This is a genomic window from Caulobacter segnis (assembly GCF_019931575.1).
In the GTDB taxonomy this organism is placed as follows: domain Bacteria; phylum Pseudomonadota; class Alphaproteobacteria; order Caulobacterales; family Caulobacteraceae; genus Caulobacter; species Caulobacter segnis_C.
On record NZ_CP082923.1, the window covers coordinates 2,380,798 to 2,397,285 of the forward strand.

General features: G+C 69.7%; 14 protein-coding genes. 12 read left to right on the forward strand and 2 right to left on the reverse strand.

Features of this window, described 5'->3' with window-relative positions:
- Nucleotides 1-28: 28 nt before the first annotated feature.
- The 11 genes from K8940_RS10975 to K8940_RS11025 all read left to right on the forward strand — a co-directional run bounded on the left by K8940_RS10975 (nucleotide 29) and on the right by K8940_RS11025 (nucleotide 12,832).
- On the forward strand, nucleotides 29-1,045 hold the full coding sequence (locus K8940_RS10975) for a septal ring lytic transglycosylase RlpA family protein (RefSeq protein WP_411675596.1): 1,017 nt from the start codon (nucleotides 29-31) through the stop codon (nucleotides 1,043-1,045).
- Between the two features lie 42 nt (nucleotides 1,046-1,087).
- Entirely contained in the window at nucleotides 1,088-1,714 is a 627-nt protein-coding gene (gene tmk / locus K8940_RS10980) for a dTMP kinase (protein WP_223395458.1), read from the forward strand.
- Complete coding sequence (locus K8940_RS10985; protein WP_223395822.1) at nucleotides 1,711-2,721, forward strand: DNA polymerase III subunit delta'; 1,011 nt, start codon at nucleotides 1,711-1,713, stop codon at nucleotides 2,719-2,721. The genes tmk and K8940_RS10985 overlap by 4 nt, the downstream gene beginning before the upstream one ends.
- Nucleotides 2,718-3,506 carry a TatD family hydrolase gene (locus tag K8940_RS10990; RefSeq protein ID WP_223395460.1) on the forward strand — a complete coding sequence of 263 codons (789 nt, stop codon included), beginning with the start codon at nucleotides 2,718-2,720 and terminating at the stop codon, nucleotides 3,504-3,506. Before K8940_RS10985 ends, K8940_RS10990 begins: the two co-directional genes overlap by 4 nt.
- Nucleotides 3,503-4,309, forward strand: coding sequence for an MBL fold metallo-hydrolase (locus tag K8940_RS10995; RefSeq protein WP_223395461.1), 807 nt, complete (start codon nucleotides 3,503-3,505; stop codon nucleotides 4,307-4,309). The genes K8940_RS10990 and K8940_RS10995 overlap by 4 nt, the downstream gene beginning before the upstream one ends.
- Before the next feature lie 206 nt (nucleotides 4,310-4,515).
- On the forward strand, nucleotides 4,516-4,722 hold the full coding sequence (locus tag K8940_RS11000; RefSeq protein ID WP_223395462.1) for a hypothetical protein: 207 nt from the start codon (nucleotides 4,516-4,518) through the stop codon (nucleotides 4,720-4,722).
- Between the two features lie 287 nt (nucleotides 4,723-5,009).
- Complete coding sequence (kdpA, locus tag K8940_RS11005; protein ID WP_223395463.1) at nucleotides 5,010-6,722, forward strand: potassium-transporting ATPase subunit KdpA; 1,713 nt, start codon at nucleotides 5,010-5,012, stop codon at nucleotides 6,720-6,722.
- Nucleotides 6,723-6,733: 11 nt separating this feature from the next.
- Complete coding sequence (gene kdpB, locus K8940_RS11010; protein WP_223395464.1) at nucleotides 6,734-8,803, forward strand: potassium-transporting ATPase subunit KdpB; 2,070 nt, start codon at nucleotides 6,734-6,736, stop codon at nucleotides 8,801-8,803.
- A 27-nt stretch (nucleotides 8,804-8,830) separates the two neighbouring features.
- Nucleotides 8,831-9,409 (forward strand): potassium-transporting ATPase subunit KdpC, encoded by a 579-nt coding sequence (kdpC, locus tag K8940_RS11015; RefSeq protein WP_223395465.1) that lies wholly within the window; start codon nucleotides 8,831-8,833, stop codon nucleotides 9,407-9,409.
- Nucleotides 9,409-12,114, forward strand: a complete 2,706-nt coding sequence (locus tag K8940_RS11020; protein ID WP_223395466.1) for a sensor histidine kinase — start codon at nucleotides 9,409-9,411, stop codon at nucleotides 12,112-12,114. Before kdpC ends, K8940_RS11020 begins: the two co-directional genes overlap by 1 nt.
- A gap of 7 nt (nucleotides 12,115-12,121) precedes the next feature.
- Nucleotides 12,122-12,832: a response regulator gene (locus K8940_RS11025; protein WP_223395467.1), complete on the forward strand. Its 711-nt coding sequence runs from the start codon at nucleotides 12,122-12,124 to the stop codon at nucleotides 12,830-12,832.
- Between the two features lie 3 nt (nucleotides 12,833-12,835).
- On the opposite strand, the gene K8940_RS11030 is transcribed toward K8940_RS11025, so the two are convergent.
- Nucleotides 12,836-13,552, reverse strand: a complete 717-nt coding sequence (locus K8940_RS11030; RefSeq protein ID WP_223395469.1) for an energy transducer TonB — start codon at nucleotides 13,550-13,552, stop codon at nucleotides 12,836-12,838.
- 4 nt (nucleotides 13,553-13,556) lie between these two features.
- Nucleotides 13,557-15,722 carry a TonB-dependent receptor gene (locus tag K8940_RS11035; RefSeq protein WP_223395472.1) on the reverse strand — a complete coding sequence of 722 codons (2,166 nt, stop codon included), beginning with the start codon at nucleotides 15,720-15,722 and terminating at the stop codon, nucleotides 13,557-13,559.
- A 3-nt stretch (nucleotides 15,723-15,725) separates the two neighbouring features.
- Between K8940_RS11035 and K8940_RS11040 the strand changes: the two genes are divergently transcribed.
- Nucleotides 15,726-15,953 carry a hypothetical protein gene (locus K8940_RS11040; RefSeq protein ID WP_223395474.1) on the forward strand — a complete coding sequence of 76 codons (228 nt, stop codon included), beginning with the start codon at nucleotides 15,726-15,728 and terminating at the stop codon, nucleotides 15,951-15,953.
- Nucleotides 15,954-16,488: the final 535 nt, after the last annotated feature.

The window sequence follows — 16,488 nt, forward strand, 5'->3', positions numbered from 1 at the left end:
CTCGGAAGAGGTGTGGATCCTCTGGACGATGAGCGGAATGACCCTGCGCGGCGAGACGATCTGGCGGAACCTGTGCGGCCTTGGCCTGATGGTCGTGGCCGCCCTGACCCTGTCCGCCTGCGCCACGCCCAAATACGCCACGGGCAAGGGCGGCTACACGGTTTCGGCCCGCAACGACACCACGCGCGGCTCCGCGCCGCGCGCCGGCTCGACGGTCGGCCGGGACGGCAAGCCGCTGCGCGGCACCGAGAAGCCCTATCAGATCAACGGCGTCTGGTACTATCCGAAGGCGGATCCGAACTACAACGAGGTCGGGATCGGCTCGTGGTACGGCGAGCAGTTTCATAACCGTCGCACCGCCAACGGCGAAACCTTCGACATGGACATCCCGTCGGCGGCCCATAAGACCCTGCCGCTGCCCAGCCTGGTCGAGGTGACCAATCTCGACAACGGCCAGAAGATGATCGTGCGGGTCAACGACCGTGGACCGTTCGTCGGCGACCGTGTCATCGACCTGTCCAAGGCGGCCGCCGAGCAGCTGGGCTATCGCCGCCAGGGCGTGGCCCGGGTGCGCGTCAAGTACATCGGCCCCGCCTCGAGCAGCGCCTTCACCGCGCCGCGCCAATATGCCCGCGTCGAGCCCGCGCCGGTTCGCGCCGGGCCGCGCAGCTTCGACGACATCAAGGAACCGACGCAGCGGGTGCAGGTGCTGCCGCAGCGACAGGCGCCGGATCCGGTCTGGAGCCCGCCGCCCGCGCCGGTCCAGCAAGCGGCCGCCCCACCGATCGGTTCGCCCGATCCTGTCCTGGCCTCGACCAAGGCCTATCGCGTGCAGGCCGGTTCGTTCTCCAACCGTGAGAACGCCGAAAAGGCCGTGCGCCAGCTGGCCGGCGCCGGCCGGGCCTTCATCGACACCATCGAGCGCGCCAGCGGCACGCTCTATCGCGTCACCGTGCTAGCGGGCCAGGACGAGGGCGAGGCCTGGAGCCTGCGTGATCGTGTCGAGTCCCTGGGCTATCAGGGCGCGACCGTGCTTCGGCCCTAAGGGGCTCTGGACAAGCCTCGCGATCCGGCCGAATGGAGGCCGGTGACCCAGGGTTTCTTCATCAGTTTCGAAGGCGGGGAGGGGGCTGGAAAGTCCACCCAGATCCGCCGCCTGGCCGAGCGGCTGCAAGCGGCCGGCCATGACGTCGTCGTGACTCGCGAGCCGGGCGGCAGTCCGGGCGCCGAAGCCATCCGCGAACTGCTGGTCAATGGGGCCGCAGATCGCTGGTCGCCAGTCACCGAGACCCTCCTGATGTACGCCGCCCGCCGCGATCACGTGGAGCGGGTGATCCGCCCGGCCCTCGCGCAGGGCAAGGTCGTGCTTTGCGACCGCTTCGCCGATTCCACCCGGGCCTATCAGGGCGCGGGCGGCGATGCGCCGGCCAGCCTGATCGCCTCGCTGGAGGAGCACGTGCTGGCCGGCACGGTTCCGGTCCTGACCTTGATCCTGGACCTGCCGGCCGAGGTCGGCCTGCGCCGGGCTGAGGCGCGCGGCGGGGCGGCGCGGTTCGAGTCGAAGGGCCTGCCGTTCCACGAGCGTCTGCGGGCCGGCTATCTGGAGATCGCCCGCCGCGAGCCCGAACGTTGCGCCGTCATCGACGCCGACGCCGAGCTGGACGCGGTCACCGCGGCCATCGCCGACACCGTAACCCAACGGCTGGACCTCTGATGATGACGCCGGCCCACCCCCGCGACGTCTATCGCCTGGACGGCCAATCGGCCGCCGAGGCCGCATTCATCGACGCGCTGGAGCGCGGCCGACTGCACCACGCCTGGCTGCTGACCGGTCCCGAGGGCGTCGGCAAGGCGACCCTGGCCTACCGCATGGCCCGTCGCCTGCTGGGCGCGCGGCCCGAGCCATCGCAGGGTCTGCTGGGCGCCGCGCCCTCCGACGTGGTCAGCCGCCAGGTCGCCGCCCGCTCGCATCCCGACCTGATGGTGCTGGAGCGCCTGACCGACGACGGCAAGGCCAGGAAGTCGATTCCCGTCGACGAGGCCCGCCAGTTGCCGGAGTTCTTCTCCACGACGCCGGCCGTCTCGCCCTATCGCGTGGCGATCATCGACGCGGCCGACGACCTCAACGTCAATGCGGCCAACGCCGTGCTGAAGACCCTGGAAGAGCCACCGCCGCGCGGGGTGATCCTGCTGATCAGCCACGCGCCCGGCAAGCTGTTGCCGACCATCCGCTCGCGTTGTCGCCGCCTGGCCGTTCCGGCGCCGGGGATCGCCGCGGCGGCCGAGATGGTCGAGCGGATGGCCGATCTGCCGCATCGCGACGCCGAGCGTCTGGCTCGCATGGCCCACGGCGCGCCGGGCAGGGCGTTGCAACTGGCCACCGCCGGGGCCATCGCCATGGACGACGCGGCCAACGAGATCCTGCGCGGCCTGCCCAAGATCGACGAGGGCGCGCTGTTGGCCATGGCCGACACCTTCCGGGGCGCGGATGGCATGGCGCGGTTCGAGCTGCTGATGAGCCGCCTGGCCGACCAGGTGCGGATCTTCGCCGCCCAGGTCGCCGCCGACGGCAAGAATTCGCCGGGCCTGGACCGCTGGGCGGCCGCGTGGGAGCGGCTCTCCAACGTCCCCGGCGAGGTCGAGGCGGTGAACCTGGATCGCGCCGACGCCTTCTGGAGCGTCATCTCGGACTTGCGCGCGGCGGCCAAGGCGGCGATGTGAGCCGCATGCTCATCGACAGCCATGTGAATCTCCACGCGCCCCAGTTCGCCGAGGACAAGGACGCCGTCATCGCCCGCGCTCGAGAGGCGGGCGTCGCGCTGATGGTCACCATCTGCGACAAGGTCTCGTCCTTTGAGGCCGTGCACGCCATCGCCATGGCCGAGCCGGACATCTGGTGCACGGTCGGCACGCACCCGCACGAGGCCAAGGAGGATCCCGGCTTGACCGCCGCGCGCCTGGTCGAACTGGCCCAGCGCCCGCGCGTCATCGGCATCGGCGAGTGCGGCCTGGACTTCCACTACGACCTGTCGCCCCGCGAGGTTCAGGCCCGGGTGTTCCGCGAGCACTGCATCGCCGCCCGCGAGAGCGGCCTGCCGCTGGTGGTCCACACTCGCGAGGCCGACGAGGTGATGGCGCAGATCCTCGAGGAGGAGCACGCGGCTGGGCCGTTCAAGATCCTGATGCACTGCTACACCAGCGGTCCGGCGCTGGCCGCCCGCGCCGCCGCCCTGGGCGCGTGGTTCTCGGTGTCGGGTATCGCCACCTTCAAGGCGGCCGAGGATGTGCGGGCGGTGATCCGCGACATGCCGGCCGACAGGATCATCGTCGAGACCGACTGCCCGTACCTGGCCCCCGTGCCGATGCGCGGCCGCCGCAATGAGCCGGCCTATCTGCCGCACATCTACGACAAGCTGGCCGAGATCCGGGGCTGGAGCCGGGCCGATACAGAGGCGCGGACCGAGGACGCCTTCTTCACCCTGTTCGACCGGATCCCCAGGGCATGACGGGACCGCTGGAGTTCACCATCCTGGGCTCCGGCTCGTCCGGCGGCGTACCCCGCGCCGACGGCAATTGGGGCGACTGCGATCCGGCCGAGCCCAAGAACCATCGCTCGCGCTGCTCGCTGCTGGTGCGGCGCCAGGGGACGGGTGGGCCGCACCACGAGACCACGGTCATCGTCGACACCGCGCCGGACCTGCGGCTGCAGACCGCCGCGGCCGGGGTGAAGCGGGTCGACGGGGCGCTGTTCACCCACGACCACGCCGACCAGGCTCACGGCATCGATGACCTGCGGCCGTTCTTCCTGAACCAGCGCCAGCGCATCCCGACCTGGATGGACCAGGCCACGCATGACGGCCTGCTGACGCGGTTCGAGTACATCTTCAAGACGCGGGGTGGCTATCCGGCCATCCTGGAGCCGCGTCTGATCCCGCCGCTGGGCGAGGACTTCGCGATCGAGGGGCCGAGCGGGACGATCCCCGTCCACACCTTCGACGTCGATCACGGCGAGATCCGCGCGGTCGGCTACCGCTTCGGCGGGGTGGCCTATACGCCGGACGTCCGCGCCATTCCGGACGGCAGCTGGGCCGATCTCGAGGATCTCGACGTCTGGATCGTCGACGCCCTGCGCTGGACGCCGCATCCGACCCACGCGCACGTCGAGCTGGCGCTGGAGTGGATCGCCCGCGCCAAGCCGCGCCGGGCCATCCTGACCAACCTGCATATCGACCTGGACTACAACGCCCTGACCGCCCGGCTGCCGCCCGGCGTCGAGGCCGCCCATGACGGCCTACGGTTCACGCTCTGAGAATTCGGCGACGGAAAGTCGCTGGCGAAACGTCGTTGTAGGCGTGAACCTCCGGGCGGGATGGCAAGGTCCAGCCGGGTCGCCCCGTTCGCCCGAGTTTGTCGAAACTTGGCCACACGTAACAGAGTTGAAATATGCCCGCCCAACAACACCGTCATAGGGACGCGGTAGAGTCACTTTCCCGTGCGTCACTGACCAGACCTCCCATGGCTGAAACCGTCACCGTCTCTCGTGAAATGTTCCAACGTCTGCGGGCGCGCCTGCCGGCGGTCACCCGCGAGCACCTGTTCGACTGCTATGCGATCAGCGAGACCACCTGGACCAAGCTGCGCGACGGCCGGCCGGTGAAGCGCACCACCCTGGACCGCATCCTGGCCAAGCTGGCGCTGCTGGACGCCCGGGTCGCCGCCTAGCGGACTATCTTTACGCCGCCCTTATGCGGCGGCTCGGCTTCAATATGGAGCCCTTACGCGCCGAAATGGTCTTTCGGCCTCCGACACCAAAGGAGGCCTCGATGGCTGATCTTTTTTATGGGGCGCTGGCCTTGGGCCTGTTCGCCCTGTTCGGCGCTTTCGCCGCCGCGCTGAGGCGCGTCTGACCATGCTCGTGACTCTTCTCTGGGCAGCCGGGGCCGTCGTGGTCGCCGGCTACATGGTCGCGGCCATGCTGCGTCCCGACAAGTTCTGACGGACCAATCCCAATGACCTGGCAAGGATGGGCGGAGATCGCCCTGACCCTGAGCCTGGCGGTCGCTATCGGCTGGCCGCTGGGCGTTTTCATGTCGCGCGTCTGGAATGGCGAGCGAACCTTCCTCGATCCGGTGATGCGCCCGATCGAGCGTCTGTTCTACGCCGCCTGCGGCGTCGATCCGAAGAAGAGCCAGAGCTGGCATGCCTACGCCCTGGCGCTGCTGACCTTCAACCTGGTCGGCTTCTTCCTCGTCTACGCGGTCCTGCGCCTGCAGGGCGTGCTGCCGCTGAACCCGCAGGGCTTCCCAGGCCTGTCGGGCCACCTGTCGTTCAACACGGCGATCAGCTTCGTCACCAACACCAACTGGCAGAGCTATGCGGGTGAGGCGACCATGTCGACGCTCAGCCAGATGCTGGTGCTGACGGTGCAGAACTTCGTCTCGGCCGCCACCGGCGCGACCGTCGCCGCGGCGCTGGCCCGCGCGTTCGTCGCCAACCGGGGCGAGGGCGTCGGCAACTTCTGGGCCGACCTGATCCGCACCACGCTCTACGTGCTGCTGCCGCTGTCCTTCGTCGTGGCGATCCTGCTGGTCGCCCTGGGCCTGCCCCAGACCCTCATCGCCGGCGTCACCGCCCACACGCTGGAAGGCGCCGAGCAGAAGATCTCGCTCTACGCCGTCGCCTCGCAGGAGGCGATCAAGATGCTGGGCATCAACGGCGGCGGGATCTTCAACGCCAACTCGGCCCACCCGTTCGAGAACCCGACGCCGCTGACCAACCTGATCACGGCCGTCTCGATCAACGTGCTGGGCTGGGCCGCCTTCTTCGCCTTCGGCCGCATGGTGCTGGCCAAGAAGGACGTCCGCGCCCTGGTCATCGCCGCCTTCGTGCTGCTGCTGGCCGGCGCGGCGGGGGTGTACGCCACCGAGACCCAGGCCCCGCCGGCCCAGGTCGCCGCCAAGGTCGACGCGTCGGTCAACATGGAAGGCAAGGAGGTCCGCTTCGGCGCGCCCGCCACCGCCGCCTGGGTCGCGGCCACGACCGGCGCCTCGAACGGCTCGGTCAATGGCATGCACTCCAGCCTGATGCCCCTAGGCGGCGGCATTGCAATGTTCCTGATGCAGTTGGGCGAGATCCTGCCGGGCGGCATCGGCTCGGGCGTCGCGATCATGGTCGTCATGGCCCTGCTGTCGGTGTTCGTCGCCGGCCTGATGGTCGGCCGCACGCCGGAATATCTGGGTAAGAAGGTCGAGGCCCGCGAGATCCAGTTCTCGATCCTGGCCGTCGTCATCATCCCGCTGTCGATGCTGGGCTTCTCGGGCCTGGCCGCCGTGCTGCCCGAGGCGTTGAAGGGCCTGATGCACTCAGGACCGCATGGCCTGTCGGAGATCCTCTACGCCTATGTCTCGGGTACGGCCAACAACGGCTCGGCCTTCGCCGGCCTGACCGCCAACGCCCCCTGGTGGGACGTGACGCTCGGGATCGCCATGGCCCTGGGCCGCTTCCTGCCGATGGTGGCCGTCCTGGCCATCGCCGGGGCCCTGGTCGCCAAGCCCAAGCTGGCCCCCACCGCCGGCACCCTGCCGACCGACGGCGGTCTGTTCATCGGTCTCCTGATCGGGGTGATCCTGATCCTGGGCGGCCTGCAATTCTTCCCCGCGATGGCGCTGGGACCGATCGTCGAGCACTTCCAGGCGCTCGGCGCGGTCGCGGCCCTCCGCTGAGTGGTGATCCCATGAGCTCCATCGATATCCATGCCGGCGAAGGCCGCCGCAAGGCCTCGGCCCTGGCTGGCGGCCTCTCCGGCGCCGTCCTGGCCCGCGCGGCCAAGGACGCCTTCCTCAAGCTCGATCCGCGCAAGCTGACCGGCAATCCGGTGATCTTCGCCACCTGGATCGTGGCCCTGCTGTCCACCGCTTCGGCCGTCGCGGCGCTGGCCGCTCATCAGGCGGCGGGCTTCGCCATCCAGGTCGCCGTCTGGCTGTGGGCCACGGTGCTGTTCGCCAACCTGGCCGAAAGCGTCGCCGAAGGGCGCGGCAAGGCGGCCGCCGACAGCTTGCGCGCCACCCGTGTGACGACCAAGGCCAAGCTGATCATCGACCCGACCACGGGGACCTACATCCCAACCCCGGCCCACAAGCTGGGCATGGGCGAGATCATCTTGGTCGAGGCCGGCGATGTGATCCCGACCGATGGCGAGATCATCGAGGGCATGGCCAGCGTCAACGAGGCGGCCATCACCGGTGAGAGCGCTCCGGTCATCCGTGAGAGCGGCGGCGACCGCTCGGCCGTAACCGGCGGCACCACGGTCGTCTCCGACTGGATCAAGGTGCGCGTGACGGCCGAGGCGGGCTCGACCTTCCTCGACCGGATGATCGCCATGGTCGAGGGCGCGGACCGGCGCAAGACGCCGAACGAGATCGCTCTCGCCGTGCTGCTGGCCGGGCTCACCTTGATTTTCCTGATCGCGGTCGTGACCCTGCTGGGCCTGGGCAAGTTCTCGGGCGTGGCGCTGGACCCGCTGGTGCTGGGCGCGCTGTTCATCACGCTGATCCCGACGACGATCGGCGGCCTGCTCAGCGCCGTGGGCATCGCCGGCATGGACCGCCTGCTGAAGGTCAACGTCCTGGCCACCTCGGGCCGCGCCGTGGAGGCGGCGGGCGACGTCGACACCCTGCTGCTGGACAAGACCGGCACCATCACCTTCGGCAACCGCATGGCCACCGAGGTGATCCCGGCGCCGGGCGTGCGGCCGGAGGCGGCGATGCGCGCGGCCCTGATGGCCTCGCTGGCCGACGAAACGCCGGAAGGGCGCTCGATCGTCGAACTGGCCCGCAACCAGGGCCTGGCGGCTGAGCCCCCGGCCGGCGCCACGGCCATCCCGTTCACCGCCCAGACCCGCCAGTCGGGTCTGGATCACGAGGGTCGCAGCTGGCGCAAGGGCGCGGTGGACGCCGTCTATCGCTCGCTGGCCCTGGACCCCAAGAGTGTCGCGGCCGAGTTGACCGCCGCGATCGACCGCATCGCCCGTTCGGGCGGCACCCCGCTGGCGGTCAGCGAGGACGGCGTCCTGGTCGGCGTCATCCACCTGAAGGACGTGGTCAAGCCCGGCGTCAAGGAGCGCTTCGCCGACCTGCGCCGCATGGGCCTGCGCACGGTGATGATCACCGGCGACAACCCGGTGACCGCCGCCGCGATCGCCTCGGAAGCCGGCGTCGACGACTTCCTGGCCGAGGCTACGCCCGAGGACAAGCTGCGGCTGATCCGCGAGGAGCAGGGCAAGGGGCGTCTGGTGGCCATGTGCGGCGACGGCGCCAACGACGCGCCTGCTCTGGCTCAAGCCGATGTCGGCGTGGCCATGCAGACCGGCGCCCAGGCCGCCCGCGAGGCCGGCAACATGGTCGATCTCGACAGCGACCCGACCAAGGTCATCGAGATCGTCGAGGTCGGCAAACAGATGCTGATCACCCGCGGGGCGCTGACGACCTTCTCGATCGCCAACGACGTGGCCAAGTATTTCGCCATCATCCCGGCGATGTTCGTGGTCTCGCTGCCGGCCCTTGGCGCGTTGAACGTCATGCGCCTGCACAGCCCGCAGAGCGCGATCCTGTCGGCGGTGATCTTCAACGCCCTGGTGATCATCGCCCTGATCCCTCTGGCCTTGAAGGGCGTGAAGTACCGCGCCATCGGGGCTGGCAAGCTCTTGTCGCGCAACCTGACCCTCTACGGGATCGGCGGCTTGGTCGCGCCTTTCGTGGGCATCAAGCTGATCGACCTCGTGGTCTCGGCCCTCGGCCTGGCCTAAACACGAGCCATCGGAGATTCATCCGTCATGCTATCTCACCTTCGTCCCGCCCTGGTCTCCATGGGCCTGTTCACCGCCCTGCTGGGCGTGGCCTATCCGCTGGCCGTGACCGGCGTCGCCCAGGCGGCGTTTCCGGCCCAGGCCGGCGGCAGTCTGATCCGCGACGCCGGCGGCGAGGTCCTCGGCTCGGCCCTGATCGGCCAGGTCTTCGCCAGGCCGGAATATTTCCACGGCCGTCCGTCGGCGGCCGGGAACGGCTACGACGCCGGCGCCTCCAGCGGCTCCAACATGGGGCCGCTGAACGACAAGCTGATCGCGCGCGAGAAGACCGACGCCGCCGCCCTGCGGGCCGAGAACCCCGGCGTGGTCATCCCGGCCGACGCGGTGACCACTTCGGCCTCGGGGCTCGATCCCGACATTTCGCCGGCCAACGCCCGCTTCCAGGCGCCGCGCGTGTCTCGCGAGCGCGGGGTTCCGGTCGGCCAGGTGGCGGCGCTGATCGACGCCCAGGTCCAGCCGCCGCTGCTGGGCTTCATCGGCCAGCCCCGCGTCAACGTGCTGGCCCTCAACCGGGCGCTCGACGCCCGCTTCCCGAAAGGCGGATAGTGCCGGCGGACGACCGCTCTCAAAACGAACCCGGGCGTCCTGACCCCGAGGCGCTCCTGGCCGCCGCCAACAAGGCGGGCCGGGGGCGTCTCAAGGTGTTTCTGGGCATGGCCCCGGGCGTGGGCAAGACCTACGAGATGCTGCGCGCCGCTCGCCGCCGTAAGGCTGAGGGCGTCGACGTGCTGATTGGCGTGGTCGAGACCCACGGCCGGCGCGAGACCGAGAGCCTGCTGCGCGGCATGGACGTCCTGCCGCGCAAGCCGATCGAGCATCGCGACCGCGTCCAGATGGAGTTCGACATCGACGCGGCGCTCGAGCGCAGGCCTCGGATCCTGCTGGTCGACGAGTACGCCCACTCCAACGCCGTGGGCTCGCGCCATCCCAAGCGCTGGCAGGATGTCGAGGAACTGCTGGCCGCCGGCGTCGACGTCTGGACGACCCTGAACGTCCAGCACCTGGAAAGCCTGGTCGACGTCATTCAGCGCATCACGGGCGTGCGCCAGCGGGAGACCGTGCCCGACAGCGCGCTGTCTCGCGCCGACGCCATCGAGCTGGTCGACATCACGCCCGACGAACTGCGCGAACGGATGGCTGCGGGCAAGGTCTATGTCCCCGAGACCGCGCGACTGGCCGCCGACAACTTCTTCAAGGTCGAGAACCTCACGGCCCTGCGCGAACTGGCCCTGCGCCGGGCGGCCCAGACCGTCGACGACCAGCTAGTCGCGGCCATGCGCGAGAAGGGTGTCGAAGGCCCCTGGGCGGCGGGCGAGCGGATCCTGGTCCTGGTCAGCGGCGACGCGATGGCCGGGTCACTGGTTCGCGCCGGCCGCCGGCTGTCCGACATGATGATGGACGCCCCGTGGATCGTCGCCCATGTCGAGCGCACCGATCGACCGGCGGCGGGCGAGGGGAGCGCGGCCCGCCTGCGCGACGCCTACCGCCTGGCCGAACAGCTGGGCGGCGCCACGCTGGCGCTGACGGGCGGCGACATCGTCGCCACGGTCATGGCCTATGCCCGCCGCCACAACGTCACCCAGATCGTCATTGGCAAGACGGTCGAGCGCCGGTGGCGCGAGCTGCTGGGGCGCTCCCTGGCCACCGCTCTGCTTCGCGAGGCGCGCGGCGTGGCGGTGCATGTCGTCACAGAGGCGGCGCCCGAGCGCGAGTCGAAAACCGTCCAGCCGGTCGGTCTCGGTTCCTGGCGAGGCTATGTCGTCGGCGCGCTGTTCGTGCTGGCCGCGACCCTGGGCGCCTGGGGCCTGGACGTCGCCTTCGACCGCGTCGATCTGGGGATGATCTTCCTGGCGGCGGTGCTAGCCGCCGGCGTGCTGCATGGCCTCAAGCCGGCCCTCGCCGCGGCGACCGTGGCGTTCTTCATCTACAACTATCTGTTCTTGGAGCCACGCTACAGTCTGGCGATCGGCGCGCCGACCGACTTCATCACCCTGGTGGTCTTCTGGGCCGTCGCCCTGGCGTCGGGCGGCCTCGCCGGCCGGGTGCGCGATCAGGCCCTGGGCTCGCAGCGGCGGGCCGCGGCCGTCACCACCCTGCTGGCGGCCAGTCGCACCCTGTCGGCCGCCGCGGGTCGCGACGCCGTGGCCAGGGCCGCGGCCGAGCAGGTCTCGGCCGCGGCGGGCGGCCGGTCGATGGTCCTGCTGCCCGAGGGCGACGAGCTGGCCCCGACCGCTGGTTCGCCCACCCTGGAGCCCCTGGACGCCGCCCAGATGGCCGCCGCGCGCTGGGCCTGGGAAAAGGGAGAGGCCGCCGGCTTTGGTACGGGCACCCTGCCGCAGGCCCGCTGGACCTTCTGGCCGCTGGAGGGCGTCCGCTCCCGCACCGGCGTGGCCGGGGTCGAGGCCGGCGTCGCGCCGCCTGGCTCCGATCCGGAGCGGCTGGTGCTGGCGCTCTTGGAACAGGCCGCCGTCGCCCTGGAGCGCTCGCAGCTGGCCGCCGAGGCGCTGGAGACCGAAACCCTGCGCCGCGCCGACCGCTTCCGCTCGGCGCTGATGAACTCGGTCAGCCACGACCTGCGTACGCCGCTCTCGACCGTGCTGGGCGCCTCCACGACGCTGATCGAGTACGGCGACAGGATGAAGGCGGCGGTCCGCGACGACCTGCTGCTCAGCATCCGCGAGGAGGCCGAGCGCCTCAGCCGCTACGTCGCCAATCTGCTGGACATGACCCGGCTGGAGGGTGGCGGACTGAAGCTGCGGAGCGACTGGACCGATGTCCGCGACGTCCTGAACGCCGCCGCCGAGCGGGTGTCGCGTCGGCTAGGCGGCCGCGTGCTGTCGCGGGACTATCCAGGAACCCTGACCATGATCCAGGCGGACGCGAGCCTTCTGGAGCAAGTCATTGTCAATATTCTGGAAAATGCCATCGCCTACAGCGATCCGGGCAGCCGGATCGAGATCGCGGCCTACGAGGATCGCGCCAATATCGTGATCAGCATCGAGGACGAGGGCAGGGGCGTCCCGGTCGCCGAACTGGAGCGGATCTTCGACAAGTTCCGTCGCCTGGAGGAGCCCAGCGATCGTCACCAGGGCGCGGGCCAGGGGGCGGGTCTGGGCCTGGCCATCGCCAAGGGCTTCGTCGACGCCATGGGCGGCCGGATCGCCGCCGCCAGCCCGATCCACGACGGACGCGGCACGCGGATGCTGATCAGCCTGCCCAAGACCATCGCCACGCCGCGTGATCTGCTATGAATCGCCCATGACCGCCAAAGGGCTAGCAAGCCGCCAGCGCATCCTCGTCATCGACGACGAGCCGCAGATCCATCGGTTCCTGGGACCGGCGCTGGACGCCGCCGGCTACGAACCGTTGCGGGCCGACAGCGGCCAGGAAGGCCTGCGCGGCGTCGCGCTGTGGTCGCCGGACGCCGTGGTGCTGGATCTGGGCCTGCCGGACATGGATGGCAAGGAGGTGCTGGAGAAGGCTCGGGCCTTCTATGACGGCCCGATCCTGATCCTGTCGGCCCGCGACCGCGAGATTGAGAAGATCGAGGCGCTGGATCGCGGCGCCAACGACTATGTCGAAAAACCCTTTGGTGTCGGTGAGTTGCTGGCGCGTCTTCGCGCCGCGCTGCGCCAGACCGGACGCGCCCAGACGCCCAGCGGTCCGATCCGGGCGGGCGATGTCGAGATCGACCTGGAGAAGCGCCGCGTCACGCGGGCCGGCGTCGCGGTAAAGCTGTCGCCGCGCGAATACGACGTCCTGACCCGTCTGGCGCTCGGGCACGGCAAGGTCCTTACCCACAAGGACCTGCTGACCGCCGTCTGGGGGCCAGCCCACGCCCAGGACACGCAATATCTGCGCGTCTTCGTCGGCCAGTTGCGCCAGAAGCTGGAGGCGGATCCAGCGACGCCTCAGCTCCTGCAGACCGAGCCGGGTATCGGCTATCGCTTCGTCGGCGACGACGCCTAGCCGCTAGCGGAACTGGAACCAGATCTCGAACTCGGTGTCGGCGCGCAGGCCGGCGGGCGGTTTCGGGAACGGTCCGGCGCGCTGGACCGTGGCGATGGCCAGGCGGTCCAGCATGGGATCGCCGCTGGTGCGCGCGATGCGGATGTCGCACGGCGTCCCGTTCGGCATCAGGTGGAAGGCGATCTGGGCTCCGCCGCGCAGATGGGCGGTCGGCGGACGCCGCGCCATGATCATCCGCCACACCAGGTCCTGGTAGCGCTGCAGGGCGTCGTCGGCCCTCGGTGGCGGTTCGACGACCGCGGCCGTCTGGATCGGCGCCGGCGCGGCCGAGGACGGTGCGGGCGAGGGGCCCTGGACCGGCGCGGCCGCCGGCGTCACGGGCGTGGCCGAGGCGAGCGTGCCGGCCGGGCTGGGCTTGGCCGTCGCCTTGCTGGTCGTCTCCGTCACGGCCGGCTTCTTTCCCGGCTCGACCACCTGACGGACGATCGGCCGGGGCGCCGGTTCGGGGTGAATGAGGTCGACCGGCACCAGGCTGACCACGATGTTGGGCGGGGCCGGCGCCGGCGGCGGGGCCGGCGCCTCGAAGGTCACCAGCGCCAGCTGCGCGGCGACGATGCCGCAGGACGACACGAAGGCGACTCCCTTCTGCAGCAGCGCCTGGCGGCCCCACTGCTGAAAGCCGACGTGTCGCCCGGCCGCGAGGACGGCGATTGGGGTCATGGCCCTAGAACCTCGCGGTCAGCCCGACGTCGACCGAGCGGCCCCGGCCGGGCGTCTGGCGCAGCGAACCGGTCGCGCCATAGTCGCCCAGCGAGACGCCGCCCAGCGGCAGGTCGTAGCTCTGGTTGGCCAGGTTCTCGACCGCCAGGCTCAGGGTCACCGTCTTCCACTGATAGGCGGTGCGGACGTTCAGCAGTTGATAGGCCGCGGTCTTGCGCTCGTTGCGGACGGGATCGACACGATCCTTATCGGCGACCAGCTCCAGCTCGACGGCGCTGGTCCAGGGGCCCTTGGCGTGTTGCAGCGCGATGCGGCCGTTCAGCGGCATCTGGCGATAGAGCGGCGCGCCGTTGGCGCGGTTCTCGCCATGCAGGGCGCTGAGCGTCGCTTCCAGGCGCGCCTTGCCGAACGCCTCGCTGGACCACAGCGGCGCCTGGGCCGAGACGTCGACGCCCCGGAACTCGGCGTCCACATTGACGAATTGCAGCTGAACGAACCCACTGGGCATGCCCATCATGTTGGTCAGGTCGGCGATCTTGCGCGCGTCGATGAAGTCGTCGACCCGCGTGTAGAACGGCTCGATCTTCAGCCGCCAGCCGTCCTCGCCGCCGCGGCTGAACTGTACGGCGCCGCTGAAGGTGTCGGCCTTCTGGGCCTTCAGGGCCAGGTTGCCGACATAGCCGTTGCCGTCGCCGTACCAGCCGATCATCTGGCTGGACATAGCGCCGCGACCCCAGGCGTAGAGCTGGTAAAGGTTCGGCGACTGGGCCTTGCGGGCGTAGCCGGCCTCCAGCGTCACCCCGGCGGTCGGCGCGTAGCGGAGCAGGGCAGTCGCGCCCCAGTTCCCATCGTCGTGCTTATGGTCGGCGGCGTTGAAAGCCGTCGCCGCCATGGCGTCCTTCATGCTCATCATGCCGGTGGAGTAGGGCTGGACGTCGCCGGTGTTCATCGACACCGCGTCGTGGCGCACGCCGACCACGCTGGAGAGCTTGTCGGACCAGTGCGAATCCAGCTCGGCGAACACGCCGAAACGGTCGCGGCGGCCGTCATTGACGTTCAGATAGGTGTTGGGACCCATCATCATGCTGCCGGCCACGGCCGGCCAGCTGTCGTCCAGCGCCTGGTGGTGGAACTCGCCGCCGACCCGCAGGGTCTGACGGGCGTCCAGCATGACGTCGGCCTTGGCCGTCACGCCGCTGGACTTGACCCAGGTGTCCATGGGCATGCCGCCGTCGGCGTCGCCGCCCTTGTCGTCCAGGAAGTTCATCTTGTGGCGGACGTCGCGGTGATAGGCGGTGACGTCCAGCGCGCCCCAGGCGAACGCGCCCTGGTAGCGGCCGGTCAGCGCCCAGGACCGGTTCAGGGTCATGTCCATCCACTGGTTGGGAAAGCCTTCGTACGGCGAGTAGTCGAGGCTGCCCTTGATCGTGAACAGGCCCACGCCGGTGCGCCGACCGACCGTCAGCGCGTGGCTGGTCTTGGCGTATTCGGTCGAGCGCGCGGCGCCATCGCCGTCGCCGCCGCGATAGTTGCGGGCCTTGGCGCCCGAGCCGGCGTAGCCGACGCTCCAGCGGTCGTTGGCCACGGTCGCCTGCAGCGCGCCGCCCACGGCGTCGTCGTTGCTCCGGTAGAAGGCCGAGGTCTCGCCGGTGAACAGCATCTGGCCCGGCTGGGCGAACTTGGGATCGGCCGACCGCGCGGCGATGACGCCGCCGATATTGTCGCCCCCGAAGCTGACCGGCGACACGCCCTTGATGACCAGGACGGCGTCCAGGGTCTGCGGATCGACATAGGACAGCGGCGGGTTCATGAAATTGGGGCAGGCCATGTCGACCGGCGCGCCGTCGATGGTGACGATCACCTTGTCTTCGCCCAGGCCCCGGATCGACGGCAGGCTGGAGAAGCCGCCGGCGCCCTGGGCCGCGACGCCAGGCGTGGCGCGCAGGATCTCGGTGAGGTCGCTGGACGAGGCCTTCTTGTGGCCGGCCGCGACGTGATCGACGACATGGGCCGACAGTCCGGCCGGGCCGACGTCCGAGGCGGCGGACGTGGTCTCGACCTCGACATCGCGCAGTTGCAGCGTGGCCTGGGCCGCGGCGGGCGTCGCCGCCAGGGCGACGGCGATGGCCAGCCAGGAGGTCGTGGAGCGGTTGAAGACGGTGCGGATCATGGAGTGGGCATCCAGTCGCCGGGACTTGTGTCCGTCGGCGACTTTTTCTGTTTCAATTTCAAAGAGTTCCCGGAGCGGCTTGACGTGTCCGGCGTGGCGGCTGGTCAGGCCTGGCGCGACGCGATCGGCGCGCCGGGCCTCAGCAAGCGGCGCAGCAGACGAAGCGTCAGCTGCTCGGCGACGGACCAGGAAGTTTCGACCGCGCGGATCATCGCGTATCTCCAAGGCTGAATGAGCCTGGAGCTCACACTAGAGTTCGCCGCGCCGCGTTCTTTGCTCGGGAGCAACCCGGGAACCGTAAGACCGGCGGTCCAGGGAATTGGGCATCTAGTATTTCTGATAATATATCTTAGACGTTATTTGTATCAGCGGCGCCCTGTCAGCTGTCACTTGTCACTGACTCCTATTCCTGCGTATCGCAGCTGGGCCGTTACGAGTTGCCACGACGTTCCGCGTTTTCGCGGATTTCTGACTCCAACCCTGCGACTGGCTGATCGCAATTGCTGCGACTGACGAAGTGCGCCCAAACCGTCGGTCGCCGCTGCGTCCGGGCGTCCAGAACTCGGTAGACAAACCCGCCGACCGCTCCGACCGCAGCGGCGTACGTCCAGCGCCGACGCAGATCCGTTGGCCGGGCCCGTGATCGCTCGCTCAGCTGCAGAACCATTGTTCTCGGCAGCTCTGTCGTCAGCAGAAACAAAGGATCACGCATTGCGTGCGAAAACACGCTTTGCCAGCCAACGACCTTGCTGTGACGATATCGGCT

What these genes read in the sequence shown, in the direction of transcription:
- K8940_RS10975 (WP_411675596.1), top strand. Translation starts at nt 29, where the DNA reads ATGAGCGGAATGACCCTGCGCGGCGAGACGATCTGGCGGAACCTGTGC.
- K8940_RS10995 (WP_223395461.1), top strand. Translation starts at nt 3,503, where the DNA reads ATGACGGGACCGCTGGAGTTCACCATCCTGGGCTCCGGCTCGTCCGGC.
- K8940_RS11000 (WP_223395462.1), top strand. Translation starts at nt 4,516, where the DNA reads ATGGCTGAAACCGTCACCGTCTCTCGTGAAATGTTCCAACGTCTGCGG.
- kdpA (WP_223395463.1), top strand. Translation starts at nt 5,010, where the DNA reads ATGACCTGGCAAGGATGGGCGGAGATCGCCCTGACCCTGAGCCTGGCG.
- kdpB (WP_223395464.1), top strand. Translation starts at nt 6,734, where the DNA reads ATGAGCTCCATCGATATCCATGCCGGCGAAGGCCGCCGCAAGGCCTCG.
- kdpC (WP_223395465.1), top strand. Translation starts at nt 8,831, where the DNA reads ATGCTATCTCACCTTCGTCCCGCCCTGGTCTCCATGGGCCTGTTCACC.
- K8940_RS11025 (WP_223395467.1), top strand. Translation starts at nt 12,122, where the DNA reads ATGACCGCCAAAGGGCTAGCAAGCCGCCAGCGCATCCTCGTCATCGAC.
- K8940_RS11030 (WP_223395469.1), bottom strand. Translation starts at nt 13,552, where the DNA reads ATGACCCCAATCGCCGTCCTCGCGGCCGGGCGACACGTCGGCTTTCAG.
- K8940_RS11035 (WP_223395472.1), bottom strand. Translation starts at nt 15,722, where the DNA reads ATGATCCGCACCGTCTTCAACCGCTCCACGACCTCCTGGCTGGCCATC.